General features: G+C 59.9%; 12 protein-coding genes. 8 read left to right on the plus strand and 4 right to left on the minus strand.

The features are described from left to right. Nucleotides 1-6: 6 nt before the first annotated feature. Complete coding sequence (locus tag KGB29_RS19390) at nucleotides 7-261, minus strand: hypothetical protein (protein WP_007970091.1); 255 nt, start codon at nucleotides 259-261, stop codon at nucleotides 7-9. Nucleotides 262-425: 164 nt separating this feature from the next. On the opposite strand from KGB29_RS19390, the gene KGB29_RS19395 reads away from it, so the two are divergent. Then, nucleotides 426-743, plus strand: a complete 318-nt coding sequence (locus KGB29_RS19395) for a YqjD family protein (protein WP_150814029.1) — start codon at nucleotides 426-428, stop codon at nucleotides 741-743. 134 nt (nucleotides 744-877) lie between these two features. Here the strand turns inward: KGB29_RS19395 and KGB29_RS19400 are convergent, their stop codons facing one another. Next, nucleotides 878-1,918 carry an Ldh family oxidoreductase gene (locus tag KGB29_RS19400; protein ID WP_150814030.1) on the minus strand — a complete coding sequence of 347 codons (1,041 nt, stop codon included), beginning with the start codon at nucleotides 1,916-1,918 and terminating at the stop codon, nucleotides 878-880. A 234-nt stretch (nucleotides 1,919-2,152) separates the two neighbouring features. Here KGB29_RS19400 and KGB29_RS19405 point away from each other — a divergent pair, with 234 nt between their 5' ends. Both KGB29_RS19405 and KGB29_RS19410 read left to right on the plus strand, forming a co-directional pair. Continuing rightward, the gene (locus KGB29_RS19405) at nucleotides 2,153-6,985 is read left to right on the plus strand and encodes a dermonecrotic toxin domain-containing protein (RefSeq protein WP_150814031.1); all 4,833 of its coding nucleotides are present in this window, start codon (nucleotides 2,153-2,155) and stop codon (nucleotides 6,983-6,985) included. Between the two features lie 216 nt (nucleotides 6,986-7,201). Beyond that, on the plus strand, nucleotides 7,202-8,203 hold the full coding sequence (locus KGB29_RS19410) for a FecR family protein (protein ID WP_150814032.1): 1,002 nt from the start codon (nucleotides 7,202-7,204) through the stop codon (nucleotides 8,201-8,203). Nucleotides 8,204-8,259: 56 nt separating this feature from the next. Here the strand turns inward: KGB29_RS19410 and KGB29_RS19415 are convergent, their stop codons facing one another. Then, the gene (locus tag KGB29_RS19415) at nucleotides 8,260-10,608 is read right to left on the minus strand and encodes an acylase (protein ID WP_223616473.1); all 2,349 of its coding nucleotides are present in this window, start codon (nucleotides 10,606-10,608) and stop codon (nucleotides 8,260-8,262) included. Nucleotides 10,609-10,856: 248 nt separating this feature from the next. Between KGB29_RS19415 and KGB29_RS19420 the strand changes: the two genes are divergently transcribed. Then, on the plus strand, nucleotides 10,857-11,228 hold the full coding sequence (locus KGB29_RS19420; protein WP_057714705.1) for a hypothetical protein: 372 nt from the start codon (nucleotides 10,857-10,859) through the stop codon (nucleotides 11,226-11,228). A gap of 8 nt (nucleotides 11,229-11,236) precedes the next feature. On the opposite strand, the gene KGB29_RS19425 is transcribed toward KGB29_RS19420, so the two are convergent. Further along, on the minus strand, nucleotides 11,237-11,425 hold the full coding sequence (locus KGB29_RS19425; protein WP_057714704.1) for a hypothetical protein: 189 nt from the start codon (nucleotides 11,423-11,425) through the stop codon (nucleotides 11,237-11,239). A gap of 818 nt (nucleotides 11,426-12,243) precedes the next feature. Between KGB29_RS19425 and KGB29_RS19430 the strand changes: the two genes are divergently transcribed. The 4 genes from KGB29_RS19430 to KGB29_RS19445 all read left to right on the plus strand — a co-directional run bounded on the left by KGB29_RS19430 (nucleotide 12,244) and on the right by KGB29_RS19445 (nucleotide 15,201). Next, nucleotides 12,244-12,690: a DUF411 domain-containing protein gene (locus tag KGB29_RS19430; protein ID WP_150814035.1), complete on the plus strand. Its 447-nt coding sequence runs from the start codon at nucleotides 12,244-12,246 to the stop codon at nucleotides 12,688-12,690. After that, the gene (locus KGB29_RS19435) at nucleotides 12,690-13,124 is read left to right on the plus strand and encodes a YqaA family protein (protein WP_057714700.1); all 435 of its coding nucleotides are present in this window, start codon (nucleotides 12,690-12,692) and stop codon (nucleotides 13,122-13,124) included. The genes KGB29_RS19430 and KGB29_RS19435 overlap by 1 nt, the downstream gene beginning before the upstream one ends. A gap of 84 nt (nucleotides 13,125-13,208) precedes the next feature. Further along, nucleotides 13,209-14,234: an alpha/beta fold hydrolase gene (locus KGB29_RS19440; RefSeq protein WP_150814036.1), complete on the plus strand. Its 1,026-nt coding sequence runs from the start codon at nucleotides 13,209-13,211 to the stop codon at nucleotides 14,232-14,234. Nucleotides 14,235-14,247: 13 nt separating this feature from the next. Continuing rightward, nucleotides 14,248-15,201, plus strand: coding sequence for a D-2-hydroxyacid dehydrogenase family protein (locus tag KGB29_RS19445; protein WP_150814037.1), 954 nt, complete (start codon nucleotides 14,248-14,250; stop codon nucleotides 15,199-15,201). The last annotated feature ends 121 nt before the right edge of the window (nucleotides 15,202-15,322 follow it).

A 15,322-nucleotide genomic window follows, 5' to 3' on the forward strand; every position in this document is an offset into this window, starting at 1 on the left:
GCGTTGTTACTTGTTGGCCGCCATCAGGCGATTGACTTCACTGCGCACCATGTTGGCGTATTCCGGCGGCGACATGCCGTCCAGTTCGGCGCGCACCCATTCGGCCCATTTGCCTTTGCGCTTGGCCCGTTCGCCGAACAACCGCGCAGCCTCACCCTTGGCCTTGCCCAGGTTGTTTTGCCAGAGTTCGAACAGACGGGATTTCTCGTCTTCAAGCGCTGCGCGCTCGGCGAGGGGTTTGTCGGCCAGATTGAAGCTCATGGGAATTTCCTGCTGCGTAAAATAGGCGACATCTTACACTGTAGGACGAAAGGTCCTGCGCCGGTTTTTCAGCAAGATGGCCTCCACGGGCAAAATAGCTGCAACTTTTCCGACGACGGCAGACTCCATTGTTCACTGTCCACTTACCTGCAAGGAGTACTTCAATGGCCCGCAAAACCGCCGCGCAAGCCGCCGAAGATCAAATCAAGGATCAAGCCTTCAGCGAACTTCAAACGCTGATCGAAGAATCGGAAAAACTGCTGAAAAGCAGCGCCTCGATGGTCGGGGAAGAAGCAGAGACCCTTCGTGGACAAATCGCCCTGAAACTCCGGCAGGCAGGGGATTCGGTGAGCAGCGTACGCGACCGCACCCGGCCCGCGGTCGAGGCCACTGAAACCTATATCGGCGGGCATCCATGGCAAACCGTGGCGATTTCCGCCGGGTTTGGCCTGGTGGTGGGGTTGTTGCTGGGTCGTCGCTAAGCACTGGCTAACACTGAACCCTGTGGGAGCGGGCTTGCTCGCGAAAGCGGTGTGTCAGCAACCTGGATATTGGCTGACACACCGCCTTCGCGAGCAAGCCCGCTCCCACAGGGGGTTGCGGCGTATCTAACGGATCACTCCCCCGCCAGCTCCCGCAAGTTCGCCAGTGTCTTGGCATCCAGCTCAATGCCATTGACCTGCGACTTAGCGCGTTGATGATGACGCCGGTCACCCGGCAAACGCTTCAGGCCGACACCGTGCATTTGCCGCACCAGTTCCTGGCTGCGCTCGGCAAAGCTTTGCCCCGCCGCCTTGTCCGGATCGATCACGATAAGCAACTGGCCAGTCCAGGGGGTCTTGGCGCCAGGGTGGTTCTTCCAGTCGAACTCGAAGGAAAAATTGCCACCGGTCAGTGCCGCCGCGAGCAACTCGACCATCATCGACAACGCCGAGCCCTTGTGCCCGCCGAAAGGCAGCAACGCGCCGCCCTCGAGAATCGCCTTCGGGTCCGTGGTCGGCTGGCCGAGGCTGTCTACGCCCATCCCTTCCGGCAAGCGTTCACCCTCGCGGGCGGCAATTTGCACATCGCCATGGGCAATGGCGCTGGTGGCCAGATCGAAGACAATCGGCCCGCCCTCGGCCCGCGGTGCAGCGAAGGCAATCGGGTTGGTGCCGAACAGCGGCCGGTCGGCACCGTGGGGCACCACGCAGGTCATGCTGTTGACCACGCTCAATGCCACAAGGCCCTCTTCAGCGAAGGGTTCGACATCCGGCCACAAGGCCGCGAAATGGTGCGAATTACGGATCGCCAGCACCGCGATGCCGGCACTTCGGGCCTTCTGCACCAGTAACTCGCGTGCCGCCGCCAGGGCCGGCTGCGCAAAACCGTTATTGGCGTCGACCCGCACAAACCCTGAAGCCACATCTTCGACCAGCGGAACGGCCTGACCATTGACCCAGCCGCTTTGCAGCGTCGAAACATAACCAGGAATGCGGAATACCCCGTGACTGTGCGCGCCGTCGCGCTCGGCACCGGCGCAGTTTTGCGCCAGCACCCGGGCAACTTCGGCCGACGTGCCGTGACGCAGAAAAATCTTCTCCAGCAAAGCGCTCAGCGCTTCGAGTGACAGGTGTGACGGGACCGCGGTAGAGGCGTGATCGTGTGGCGCAGACATCTGAAGCTCCAGACTGATTATTGGAGGGAACAACAGCGTACAAAGACCCGCCGATTAACAACGCGCGGCGTGCGAACTGTCAACCATTCGATCAGGGTCGATGAGGTCTATCCCTGTCACAAACGCCCGCGACCCGTGCGTTATCTATTTACCACCCGCGTCAACGCACCGGCTTTTAGTCTCGATGCTCAATCCACAGGCGCCTTTGAGTGGCACCTAGAACGAGACTCGACGATGTCTACATCAGTAACTCCGCTGTTTTTCCCCGAGGCGCTGATGTCGCGCGGTCTCTGGAGAGAACTTGGCCAAACCCACGGGCTGACACGAAGGGACTTCGAATGGTTCAGCCATATCGAACTGGCCACCCAGGCACTGCGCGATGAGCAGACGCCGCCCATGCTGGCGAAGAAAATCCTGTTGAAAATCCCTGGACTGGAACCCGTGCCGCTGGCCGGCAGTTTTTTGCTGACCGCGACGCCCGATGACAATGGCGTGATTCTCTACACCCCGTACGCGGGAATAAAAAAGTTCGCCGACCGCAGGGCCCTGACCGAACAGCTGGTGACGCAACTCAAAGCGGCCGGTGAAGACAACGACCTGCTGGCCTTCATGGCCCTGTCTCAACGCAAGGTCGTGGTGGGCGCCGCCGACATCGAGCTGGACTTTCAAACCATCGACGGCGACGTGTTCGAAGACCAGCGCAACACCCTCTCCAGCCAGCAGCAACTTAACGACCAGGCCCTGCTCGACGAATTGAAAGCGCTGCCGTCCCTGACCTCGCTGCTCGACACATTGCTGAGTCAACGGCTGGCGGCGTCTTTCCCCGACCTGGATCAGAGCCGGACCCAAGTGAACTTCTACCTGGCTACAACGCCAGAAAAAGCGGGCGAAAGCCATCCGGCGCGACGCTGGGTCAACTCCCTTTCCCTGAGTGACGCGGTACTCCTGCACTATCGCCATCAGCGTTGGCCATCCGGGCAGTCCCATGAATTTTCCCATCCGGGAAAGTCCCCGGCAAAAGCCGACCAGCCACTCTGGGAAGCAGCCGTCACGACAATCTCGCGCCAACTGACTAGCCTGCTGATCGGGCAGCTCGAAGGTTTCTGGGCTGCGGCGAGCACCGAAGGCGCATCGCGTCGCCAGTTCTTCGGCCAGGCCATCGCCGACCAGGCGCGGGTACAACTGCTGCTCAAGCGCGAAGCCGGGATCATCACCCCTGAGCAAAGCCAGGACTTGCACGCGTTGATCTCGACGGCCAGCCGGACGAACAAGGCTATGACGGTCGAAACCGTGCGTCTGTGGGAGTACCAGGCCAACTATGCAGAGTTGGCCGGCTCACTGATGGTCAGCGCCGGCAATGCGTTTCTCTACACGCCCACCGCAGGCCTGCAGGTGCTCGAGAACTATCAGGACTTGTGCGATACGGTGCTGAGCAAACTCAGTGCGGCCGGTCATGAGGATGAACTCTATGGTCTGCTGAGCCTGGATGAACGCCAGCGTTTCATTGGTTTTGACCGGCCGAATGTGACCGGGGAAGTGATTGGCGGCGCGATCTTCCCCAAGCTCTTCGACCGGATCATCAGCAAGCAACGGCAGAACATGGAATATGCCCTGCAGGTGTTCCGTCACAGTGACGGCAGCGTGGACATCCACGCTCTGTTAGACAAGGCGCTGGATATCCGCTCGATGATCAGCGAGCGACTGCTGACGCTGGATGCCGGCGGACGCTGGAGCACACGTCCCGTGTTATCCGGCAATCAGCATCCCTCCACAGTGCTGGCCGATACGGCGGCAGCTTTCGTCAAAACCTTCCGCGACATCGAAACACTGATCAACGCGGATTTTGCAGCACAACCGGTTGCGTCTCTGGCCTTGCAACGGGTCTATCTGGAAAACATGAAACCCCGCCTGGCCCATGCACTTGCCGTTGGCCTGCGTGGCGAGGCCAGCCTGCGGGTGCTTGGCGCAACACTGCGGGATGCGGATCGGGCCATTGTCGAAACAGTCTTCAACCCGGACCAGCCCGACCGACAAAACCGCCTGTCACTCAAGGGTTTCCGCCCCGATGCCTACTCGTTGACTCTGGAGCGCTCCGGCCAGCAGGATGTCCTGCCCCTGGCCCATTGTCTGCTCGTGACCGAGCGTGGCGGACTCGATCCCTCGCATTCCGGCCGGACGATCCTGTGGACGCCCGCCGAGGGCCTGGAAGTCTTTGACACCATCAGTCGTGCACGGCTGGAACTGAACCGCCGCCTGCTCGAGCCGCAGCAACGCCTGGCGCTGCTGGAAAACCTGACCCCGGCCCAGCGCGTCTTTCACCAACGCTACTCACTGGGACCGTTGCGGCTGATTGAAGGGTCTGTATTGGAACGGGTCGCGCAATCGTCCATCGAGCACTTTTTGGCTCGCTGCGCACACGTACGTACTTTCGACCTGAGCGACACGAAGCAGAAAAAAGCCCTTGAAGACCTGACCACAACGGTCCTCAACACCAACCTGGGAAGAGCCACGTCGATTGCCCGGGCGATCAGCCAGCAGCAGTCCCTGCCCGCCTGGCTGGGAATGGCTCCTCTGCAAGAGCAGCGACTGCACCTTGAACTGCTGGAGCAATACCGCCACAGCGTTGTTGAGGACAAAGACTATTTACACGGGATCAAACCCCTCAAGTCGTATGTGCATGAAACACTGAAATCGTTGCTCGCCAGCCGCTTCCCCGCAACAGCGCTGGACCCTGACAATATCGAAATCACCCCGGACCTGGCCCTGGTCGGCCCCGCCCGGAGCCTCACCGAGTTCGCCTTGCAGCACGTCGACATTGCGCAAGGCACAGGGTTCAAGGTCGGGTCGGCAACCACTCAAACGCTGCCCCGGAATCTGGATCAGGCGGCTGTCCGCCAACTATTGCGATCACTGGACATTGCGCAGAACTACGCCAAACAGGTCACGGACAGTTTGTCGAATCAAGCGACCGACGTGGAAAGCAGGATGTTGCGCTTCATCAAGCAACTGCCCTGGCAACTGCTGCAACACGCACACGAACTGAAACTGCAGCAACGGCTTTCCGACAGCGCTTTCGATTTGCTTCGGCAAGTATTCGACATGCCGGACGCCATCGCCCGGGCGACCGTAGAAGGTGCCCACGCCATTGCCCGACCATTGGAACTGATCAAGACAACCGGTGCCGCCGCCGTCAAGGCGCTGGGCCTGTACCTGATTGGCCCAGGCGCGGGCAAGGCAGGCCAACAAATCCTCTATGCCCCTTACCACCCGAGTGGTTCACCCTTCGTTGAGTTCGACAATGAGGCCAGCGTTGTTTCGGCACTCAACACACCGGGGCCATTGCAGGACATGTTGATACGTCGCCTGCCGGACAGTGAGCAAACGGTGTTTCGCAACCTGTTGGAGTCCACCGTCGGCCAGTCGAGCGAAATCACCCTTGCGTCCAACCCCATCGGCGGCAACCTGCTCACCCATTTGTTCCATGACAACACCCAACTGTTGGTGAAGATGCTCGCCAGCCAGTCACACGCTAGCGGTCAGTCGGACTGGGAGGCCGTTAAACACCTGTTCGGTGCCGGCATCGAGCGCATTTCAAGCCTGCTGCCGGGCAAACTCGCGTACGTGCAGTTTCTTTGGAAGGCCTACAAGGATGCCCTCAATTCGGCCGAAGCCTTGCAGGACCATCATTGGATGACCGCATTGCGCGAGTTTATTGCCGGGGCGGCGCAAATCCTGTCATTGGGCCGGCTGTCACTTGAAGGATGGGGCGAAAGCGCCCAGGAAACCGGCGAAGCCGTTGCTCCACCGCTTGTCACCCCCGTGATCGCGCAACCCTGGTCGAAGATTCGGTCGACAGCAGCAATGCGCACCCGGCTGCAACCGTTCGAAACCACGGTTGAACTCAAGGACCTGGCGAAAAACAGCACTGACGGCACCTATCTGGACGCGGGCAGCAAGAAAACCTTCGCCGCCATTGCCGGAAAGGTGTACGGCGTGAACAAGACCGGAGCGGTCTGGAGAACGATCAAAGGCGGGGAAGAAGGCCCCGTGTTAACGATTACTCCTGACAAACAATTGGTCATCGACCCGGATCTGCACACCGTTCACTTCGGCAAAGTCGTCTCGAAAATGCACAACCAGCTTGCCAACGCCTATGTTGCCCGGGCGGTCCTGAATATCGAGGCCCGGGGGATGGACGAAATCCGGGCAAAGCATCCCGCTAAAGCCCGCATGATCGTGCAGGCCATCGACATGGCTCGTTATTATGCGTTCAACAGCCTGCACAATCTGGTGCAACTCAGGAAACTCCTCCCGGGCACACGGCTCGATACCTTCCTCAAACAGTTCTTTGATGTTGGTCAGGTCGACAAAGCACTACTGGAAAAAATCAAACAGGCCATCGTCCCCGTCTGCAACGCGCTGGTCGATCCCGATGAAGACTGGATGAACTCGCAACGTTTTATCGTGGGTTCAAGCCGGGACCCGAGGGACAACCTCATCGCGTTTGTCGTGGACAAGGATCTACAGCGCAATGTGCATTTCACGGAAAAATTCTTCAATCAACAACTCGACTGGTACAAATCCGGCCTGACACAGCCCTTCGATGTCGACGGCCACAGCCAGGCCGCGACCCTGATACACGAATTCGCTCATTTGTTTTCCGGGGCCGTTGACATTGCATACCTTGAGGCCAGGCTGCCGTTCAGCGATCTGGTAGCGTCGGTCACCGGCTTTGGCGCGGCAAGAAAACAATCTCAGTTGGACTTCCAGCGAAATGCCTTGTCGATGGATACCCCAGAGGAGGAATTGTTCGCGCGCTGGAACAGTGGGCTGCAATCGTGGATCGACCTGGATTCGATTCCGGGTTCTCGCCACATCGGCATGGCCATCCTGACGCTGACGGGCAGCCAGACCATGGATAAGGCACGGGAAGCTTTTTTAAACAGGCAGGAATCGAAGTTCCGAACCGATGTCATCTTGCACAATGCCGACTCGATCGCCTTTTTGATCTGCGAAATGGGCCGGCAACTGGACCCGGTGCCGGTCACTCCGACCGCTGGAACCTGACCGCGGCGTAACAACGCGCAGATCCCCGGGTCTGCGCAGCACAACGGTGTTTGACTTGATGTTTTTTTCACGCACCCTATGGATACTGTTTATTCGACAACCGATGTTCCAAAGGCGATGCGTTGAAAAAAAACAACACATTGATGGTTAAATGCCATGACTGATGTTCTCGCAGACTTCCCCCAAGGTTAGAATGCGGGAAATCAGGAAGGGCCAATGACCGACCACACACTTTCGGAAGCCGAATTCGACGCCATCACCGATGCTGCCGCGCATTGGTGCATGCGTCTGCACGCCAGTGACTGCACCGAGCAAGAGCGCCAGGCGTTCGAGCAATGGCGTGATGCACATCCGCTCCATGCCTTCGAGTACGAAGCGATGCTGGAGATCTGGGATGTCGCCGGCGACTTGCCTCGTCCCGAACCCGTCCTGCCGCTGGTTCGCCGCCACCCCGAAACCCCGTGGCGCCGCCTGGCCATTGCCGCGGCGGTATGTGCCCTGGCACTGCCTTTGGCCGGTTATGGCGGCTGGCACCTGGGCTGGGTACCGAACGCGTACCAGCATTTCGAAGCGACCGACAATGTTCGTACCGTCACCTTGAAAGACGGCAGCCAGGTTGAGCTGAACCTGGGCAGCGAGCTGACGTACAGCAACTACAAGGATCAGCGGCAAGTCACGCTGGATAAAGGCGAAGCCTTCTTCAGGGTCAGCCATGACACCCGCCACCCCTTCGTGGTCAAGGCCGCCGAAGGCCGGATTCGTGTGACCGGCACCCAATTCAACGTCTGGATGTATGAAGACCAGGTCAAAGTCAACCTGATCGAAGGATCGGTACTGGTCAGCAGCAACGCCGACCTGCAAGGCGACGGTTTGCGCCTTGGCCCGGCGATGCAGGCCAGTTATCGCCGCGGCGACTTCATTCCCCGCATCAGCCAGACCTATGACAATGACAGCTCGCTGGCCTGGCGCCAGGGCAAGCTGGTGCTCGACGATCTGGCCTTGAGCGATGCGCTGCCCTTGATCAATCGCTACCTGGACAAACCGTTGATGGTGGCTGACCTCAGCACCGGCTCGATCCATATCGGCGGCATCTACAACATCAAAGAGATCAACGGCCTGGTAAAGTCCTTGCCGCGGGTCCTGCCGGTCTACCTGACCCGTAACCAGAACGGCAATCTGGTGGTCAACGCGATTCCGCAAATCTCCCCGAAAAGCTGAAAAGGCCGCCACCCTTGCGGATGCGGCCTTCAGCGTTCATGCAAAACCCCACTACCTTACTGCGCGGCCACTTTTGCATCCTGCTGGCGGATCGTCTGCACCTGATAGTCCGGATCGGACAGGATCTGTTGCTCGGTGAACGGCAGCACGCTCCATTGCTTCCTGGAAAAGGCCTGCGTCTGGTCCCGTGAATACTTCGAGGCCGGGTCGCTGGACAACGAGAATGCCAGCAGCCCTTTGGCCTGCGGTCCGTTTTGGTCAAAGGTCACCACTTGCAGGTAGCTCGTGCCGCTGACCACTTCGCGCTTGCCATCGCTGCGCGGTACGCTCTGGATCGCGTTATAGACCCCCAACGTTCCCGGCCCGCCGTGGATCGGTGTCTGTTGTCCGCCGCTGCTGACCACCTGGATATCGCCCCAGCGACTGTCCGGTTTGAGTCCTGCCGCCTTGACCTGTTCAGCCGAAGCCAGCATCGCTGCCCGTAGCGCCTTCGCCACCTGCGGGTGATCGACTGCCAGACCCCGTGGGGTATGTTGCGGATCCCGCGGATCGAATGCCACACGCCATACGTCCGGCACCGGCTCCAACGCCTCCATGACATTCTGGAAGTGCACAAAGCCCAGACCGCTGCCCAGGTTGGCGTTGCGGTCCCAGGCCTTGAGGCTGGCGCACAGTGGCGCGAGCGTTTTGGCATCGGTACCGAGATCCGCCGCGCAGAATTGCAGCAGGTCCGGCATCACTAGACTGGCTTGATAAACCCGATCGTCCATGACCATGTGTTGCAAGTCCGCTGCCTCGACCTTGCCGGCCTGGGCCAGCGCGCTCAAACGGTCCAGGGCAAAGCGCGAGCGCAGCCCCAGTGGCTGACTGTCCTGGCTGATCAACGGCGAATAGCCGGTCAGCGGTTGTGCCGGGTTGGCCATCCATGCCGAGTCGTTGGAGTGCTGGACAAAGTCCTTGCGTAGCAATTGCGGCAACTTGTCCGCTGCATAGATACCCTGCTGTGCAGCCTGCGGGTCGATGTCCCAGGCACAGGCGCTGTTGGAGCCGTCGAGAATGATCATCTGCAAGCCAACGCGCGGATCACTGCATTGCGCCAGCTTGTCGACACTGACGTTGGGCACCACCGAGAGGTTCATGTACAGCGTCTGCCCCTGATCGTCCGCTGCCAGCGTATTGACCCACGGAATGCCCTGGATCTCGTGCACCGAAGCCTGGAAATCCTCGAGGTTTTCAGCGCGGTTCATCGCGTACCACTGCTGCAGAACCCGGTCGTTATCCAGATTGGCGTCGCGCAGGCTGTAGGCGTATTGATGATCCCAGTCCAGTTTTCCCGGCCATTGCACCACCGGACCGAATTTCGAGCTGTAGACCTCGTGGGAAATTGCCCGGACCTGCCCGTCCGCCTGCCTGACGTTGACGGTCACGGTCTGCTTGTCCATCGGCAAGGACTGGCCGTCGAGCAGGTAACGGGTCGAATCCATGGGATCGAGCTGCAGGCGATACAGCGTGAAATGCCTGGACGAATCCACGGTGTGGGTCCAGGCCAGATGTTGATTGAAACCGATGTTGATCACCGGCAGGCCGGGCAACGCCGCGCCCATCACGTCCAGTTTGCCGGGAATGGTCAGGTGCATCTGATAGAAACGCATGCCGCCCACCCACGGAAAGTGCGGATTGGCCAGCAACATGCCGCGTCCGTTGAAGGAACGCTCGCTGCCGACCGCGACGGCGTTGCTGCCACGGTCCAGGGCAAAACGCTGCATCCGCGTAGCAACCACCTGGAACGCCGCCTGTGCGCTCGACGCCCGGGCCACGGCCTGGGGTGGCGTGGCACCGGCCAGGGCTTCGGCAAACTGGCCGACGCCACCTTCGACCAACAGGCGCCGGGTCAGCTTGACCAGATCCGACGTGGTAATGTCGCGCACCCAATCTCCCTGGCACTGCGGCGGCAATCCCTGGACGCGACGCTCGCTCAAGGAGCGGTTGTACCCCGCCACATAGCCTTCGACCAACTCACGTACTGGCGGGGTCTGGGCCTGCCAGAAACCGGCGACGGCTTGCGGAGTGTTCAGCCAGGTGAAAAATACATCGCTGGCCAGGTTCTCGCGCTCTTCGACGGTGAACTGATCCGGCCCGAAGTACCGCGAACGTTCACCGTTGACCGTAGTGATTTCGTTGGCCAACAGGCACAGGTTGTCCTGGGCGTAGGCATAGCCGATACCGTAGCCGAGCCCGCGCTCGTTGTCGGCGCGGATGTGCGGCACGCCGAAACCGGTGCGGCGGATGTCCGCGCTCGTTTGCGCAGGCGTATCGCTCGCGCTCGCCGCAAGGCTCAGCCCCAGGCTCAATCCCAGAGTCACACCCGCCAGGCTCAACCTGGTTAACTGGCTGGAAATAATCACGCTCGCTCCTGATCGAAAAAACGATGGTCACGGCTACGCATACCCACGCGCACCGGGCCTCCCTGTAGGGACGAAGCTCACCACAAAAATTTAGGAGATTACTGCGCAACGCCCCATGGTCTGACAGGTTGATCACGCGATGGCGACAAAATTTCTACATTCGAGCCTTCATGATTCGGGCTGCTCATACGTCTAATGCTGTAAGAGCGCCCATTTTTTCCTGATCAGGCTCTGAAAGGAGTTTTGCAATGTACAACTCGCAACTGCCAACGGACGGTAGCAACGCGCCAAAGGGTACTTCCATGGGAGTCGGCGTATTCGAGCCGCGTACCGATCGCCACGGCAACGAGCGGATCAGGGTCCTGCTCAAAAGCTTTGGCCTTCGAACCAGTCTGATCCGCCTGAAAGTCATCGATGCCCTGCTGACGGCCGCCGAAAACGACCGCAGCCTTGGCGTGCGTGGCGTGCACAGCCAATTGCTGGACCTGGATATTCCCCTGTCCTTTCTCAGCGTGCGTGAAGTGCTGAAGCGTTTGTGCAGCGAAGGGGTGATTGTCCTCAACCCCGACAAGAGCTACAGCCTGCATCCCCAGGCTGCTGCCATTTTGCGTAACCGATGATCGAATGATCAGACTTTGACCTTGCGGCGCATCACGCCATTGATGACCACCACGACCACCGCCACGCCAATGGCGATGTACTGGAACAGTTTTTCGCTGATGACGCCGGTGTTCTGCAACCAGGAAAGGCCAAACATGATCCCCAGCACCACCAGAGAGATCAGAATCGAGTATTTCAAACGTTGCGACTGAGTCATTGCGGGTTCCTGAATCTGAAAATGTATCCGGTTTGTATCGACGCGCATGCCAAGCGCTTACCCTGTTTCGGGATAAGCGGCTACAAGCGGGGTCTCATGTTACAGCCGATGAAGAGTTTTGGCTTCATTGCGGCGATAACCATGGCGGACCAGGTTACTACCCACATCGTTAACAGCGGTTCAACGGCCTGAATCCTTTCGGTAAAAGTCATTGCCCGGCCGGGCGCTGCAAGCGGTCTTTGCGACGAATGCCACCGCTGGCCTGCGTTATCCGGAAGCAGTCATGAAACTGCTCGACCGGTAAGGGTCGCCGGCCCGTTCGATGAATTGAGCGGGCCGGGCAACTCCAGATCGCAAAAGCAAGATCAAAAGATCGTAGCCTTTGGCAGCTCCTGCAGGGGAACGCGTGCACCACCAAACAACGAGGCCGAGCGTCAGGGGCAAGAGCGTTTGGTTACTTTGCGCTTTTCAAAGTAACCCTGTAGGAGCGAGCTTGCTCGCGATGGTCGTCAACGATAACGCTGGTTGGCAGGCACCCCGCGGCGCTCTCCAGTCCATCGCGAGCAAGCTCGCTCCTACAGGTTTCGGTGTTCCGCGGGATTGCGTGAAGAACCTTTTTTGGACCCGGGGATCACATAGACACGCACCTTCGGCGTTTCAACCTGACGATTTTGTAATGTGCCCCTCATCTGCCTGACAGCGTTGATCTACCATCATCGAACGGCGGATCTTTGTAGTACTTCGAAACACTCCTTGAACGCCTGACCGTAAAAAATGGTCAGAATGCGTTTTTTTGCCCGTTAGCCGAGACGAACTCCATGCGAAACCCTCTGCGCCTGATCGCCCTGAGCGCCCTGTTCATGTCTTCCCTGGTCCAGGCCGCCGACCTCATTCCGATCGAGGTTCATCGCGACGCCAATTGTGGTTGCTGCAAAAAATGGATCACCCACCTGGAGGCCAATGGCTTCAAGGTCGAAGACCACGTAGAGGCCAGCATGAGCGAATTCAAGCAACAGCACGGCGTGCCGCCACGGCTGGCGTCGTGCCACACCGCATTGATCAATGGCAAATTCGTTGAAGGCCATGTCCCGGCCGACCAGGTCCTGGCCTTGAGCAAACGCGACGATCTGCTGGGCGTCGCGGCCCCCGGCATGCCCATGGGTTCGCCCGGCATGGAAATGGACGGCATGAGCGATGCCTATCAGGTCATCGGCCTGAAAAAGGACGGCACCGACGTGGTGGTTGCGGACTACCCAGCCCATTGATGTCCGGTGCGTACTTCGGGTTGTTTTTCGCGGCATTCGGTGCCGCCACGCTGCTGCCGTTGCAATCCGAAGCCGTGCTGGTCGGACTGCTGCTCAGCGATCGCTATTGGCTCTGGGCACTGCTGGCGGTGGCAACGTTCGGCAACGTTCTGGGCTCGCTAATCAACTGGTGGCTGGGGCGCGGGATCGAGCGGTTCCGCGACCGGCGCTGGTTTCCGGTGAGCCCCCGGCATCTGGAAAAGGCCCGGCTTCATTATCAACGCTACGGCCATTGGTCATTGCTGCTCAGTTGGCTGCCGGTGATCGGCGATCCGCTGACGCTGGTCGCCGGGGTCATGCGCGAGCCGCTGGGGCGCTTCCTGCTGATCGTCACCCTGGCCAAAGGTGCCCGCTACAGCGTGCTGGCGTTGGCGACTTTGGGCTGGATGGGTTGAACCATCAAGGGCGGCGATTGCCTGTGATTAATGCCGCCCTAATCGTGTCGATCCAACATAGGCGGATTTCCATGGAGCTCTCCGATGTCGCGCCCCTTCTCCCGCTGGTTACCCAGTCTGTTGCTGACTGCCATCCTGCCCGTCATCGCCCACGCCGAAGGGCCGCAATACGGCCCCGAGTTGCAAGGTTTCGACTACCCCTACACGCTCAAGCACTTCGCCTTTGATTCCCAGGGCCAATCCCTGCAAATGGGTTACATGGACGTCGCCGCCAACGGCAAGGCCAATGGCCGCAGCGTGGTGCTGATGCACGGCAAGAATTTCTGCGGCGCCACCTGGGACAGTTCGATCAAAGCCCTCAGCGACGCCGGCTATCGGGTCATCGCCCCGGACCAGATCGGCTTCTGCACCTCCAGCAAACCGGCGCACTATCAGTACAGCTTCCAGCAACTGGCGACGAACACCCAGCAATTGCTCAAGGCACTGGGCATCCAGAAAGCCACCCTGCTGGGGCATTCCACCGGCGGCATGCTCGCCACTCGCTATGCCTTGCAATACCCCGAACAGGTCGAGCAACTGGCGCTGGTCAACCCCATCGGCCTGGAAGACTGGAAAGCCCTCGGTGTGCCCTATCGCACGGTTGATCAATGGTACGAGCGCGAACTCAAACTCAGTGCCGAGGGTATCCGCAACTACGAACGCACCACCTATTACGGCGGTCGCTGGAAGCCGGAGTTCGATCGTTGGGTCGATATGCTTGCCGGCCTGAACAAAGGCCCGGGACATACGCAAGTCGCGTGGAACTCGGCACTGATCTACGACATGATCTTCACTCAACCGGTGTATTACGAATTCCAGAACCTGAAGATGCCGACCCTGCTGTTGATCGGAACGTCCGATACCACCGCCATCGGCAGTGACATCGCCCCACCCGAGGTCAAGGCGAAGATCGGGCACTACGACGACCTCGGCAAACAGGTAGCCGGGATGATTCCCCAGTCCACGCTGGTCGAATTCCCTGGCATGGGCCACGCGCCACAGATGGAAGAACCGGCCCGATTCCACCAGGCCCTGCTCGCCTGGCTGAACAAGACCAACCCCGTGCATTGAAGAGGAAAGGCTGATGCCTGTGCAGATTGCAGTGATCGATGATTGGCAGGATGTGGCGCGCAATGCAGTGGACTGGTCGGCACTGGACAGCGTCGGTGAGGTAAGTTTTCTCCATGACTACCCCACCGATACCTCATCCCTGGCCGAGCGCCTGGCCGGGTTCGAGGTGATCTGCGTGATGCGCGAGCGCACCCGCTTCGATGAAGACCTGCTGAGGCGCCTGCCCAAACTCAAGCTGCTGGTGACAGGCGGTATGCGCAACGCGGCCCTGGACCTGAAAACCGCTGCCGCGCTGGGCATTCAGGTCAGCGGTACCGACAGCTACAAACACGCCGCGCCGGAACTGACCTGGGCGCTGATCATGGCCGCGACCCGCAACCTGGTGGTCGAGGCCAATGCCCTGCGTGCCGGGCAATGGCAGCAAGGCCTGGGTGGCGACTTGCATGGCAAGACACTGGCCATCCTCGGTCTGGGCAGCATCGGCCAGCGAGTCGCGCAGTTCGGTCAGGTGTTCGGCATGCGCGTCATCGCCTGGAGCGAAAACCTCACCGCCGAACGCGCGGCGCAGGTCGGTGTGACCCGTGTCAGCAAACAGGAACTGTTCGAACAGGCCGACGTGCTGTCGGTGCACCTGGTGCTCAGCGAGCGCAGTCGCGGTCTGGTGGACGCACAAGCCCTTGGCTGGATGAAGCCCTCGGCGCTGCTGGTGAACACCGCTCGTGGCCCCATTGTCGATGAAGCGGCGCTGATCAAGGCGCTGCAGAAACAACGGCTGGCCGGTGTCGCCCTGGACGTCTTCGAGCAGGAACCGCTGCCCGCCCACCATCCGTTCCGGACCCTGGACAATGTACTGGCGACGCCCCATGTCGGGTACGTGAGCCAACAGAACTACCGGCTGTTTTTCTCGCAAATGATCGAGGATATTCAAGCCTGGGCGGCGGGCTCAGCCATTCGTTTGCTGGGTTGATACCTCGTCATCGTCGGAATGCTGCCAGGATGTTGTGCTCGACGAAAATCCCATGTGGGAGCGGGCTTGCTCGCGAAGGCGGTGGGTCAATCAACATTAATGCTGCCTGACACTCCGCCTT

The organism is Pseudomonas sp. BF-B-30, from assembly GCF_019956305.1.
In the GTDB taxonomy this organism is placed as follows: domain Bacteria; phylum Pseudomonadota; class Gammaproteobacteria; order Pseudomonadales; family Pseudomonadaceae; genus Aquipseudomonas; species Aquipseudomonas jessenii.

Coding starts and splice junctions, on each gene's coding strand:
- KGB29_RS19390 (WP_007970091.1), bottom strand. CDS start 261: ATGAGCTTCAATCTGGCCGACAAACCCCTCGCCGAGCGCGCAGCGCTT.
- KGB29_RS19395 (WP_150814029.1), top strand. CDS start 426: ATGGCCCGCAAAACCGCCGCGCAAGCCGCCGAAGATCAAATCAAGGAT.
- KGB29_RS19400 (WP_150814030.1), bottom strand. CDS start 1,918: ATGTCTGCGCCACACGATCACGCCTCTACCGCGGTCCCGTCACACCTG.
- KGB29_RS19405 (WP_150814031.1), top strand. CDS start 2,153: ATGTCTACATCAGTAACTCCGCTGTTTTTCCCCGAGGCGCTGATGTCG.
- KGB29_RS19410 (WP_150814032.1), top strand. CDS start 7,202: ATGACCGACCACACACTTTCGGAAGCCGAATTCGACGCCATCACCGAT.
- KGB29_RS19420 (WP_057714705.1), top strand. CDS start 10,857: ATGTACAACTCGCAACTGCCAACGGACGGTAGCAACGCGCCAAAGGGT.
- KGB29_RS19425 (WP_057714704.1), bottom strand. CDS start 11,425: ATGACTCAGTCGCAACGTTTGAAATACTCGATTCTGATCTCTCTGGTG.
- KGB29_RS19430 (WP_150814035.1), top strand. CDS start 12,244: ATGCGAAACCCTCTGCGCCTGATCGCCCTGAGCGCCCTGTTCATGTCT.
- KGB29_RS19435 (WP_057714700.1), top strand. CDS start 12,690: ATGTCCGGTGCGTACTTCGGGTTGTTTTTCGCGGCATTCGGTGCCGCC.
- KGB29_RS19440 (WP_150814036.1), top strand. CDS start 13,209: ATGTCGCGCCCCTTCTCCCGCTGGTTACCCAGTCTGTTGCTGACTGCC.
- KGB29_RS19445 (WP_150814037.1), top strand. CDS start 14,248: ATGCCTGTGCAGATTGCAGTGATCGATGATTGGCAGGATGTGGCGCGC.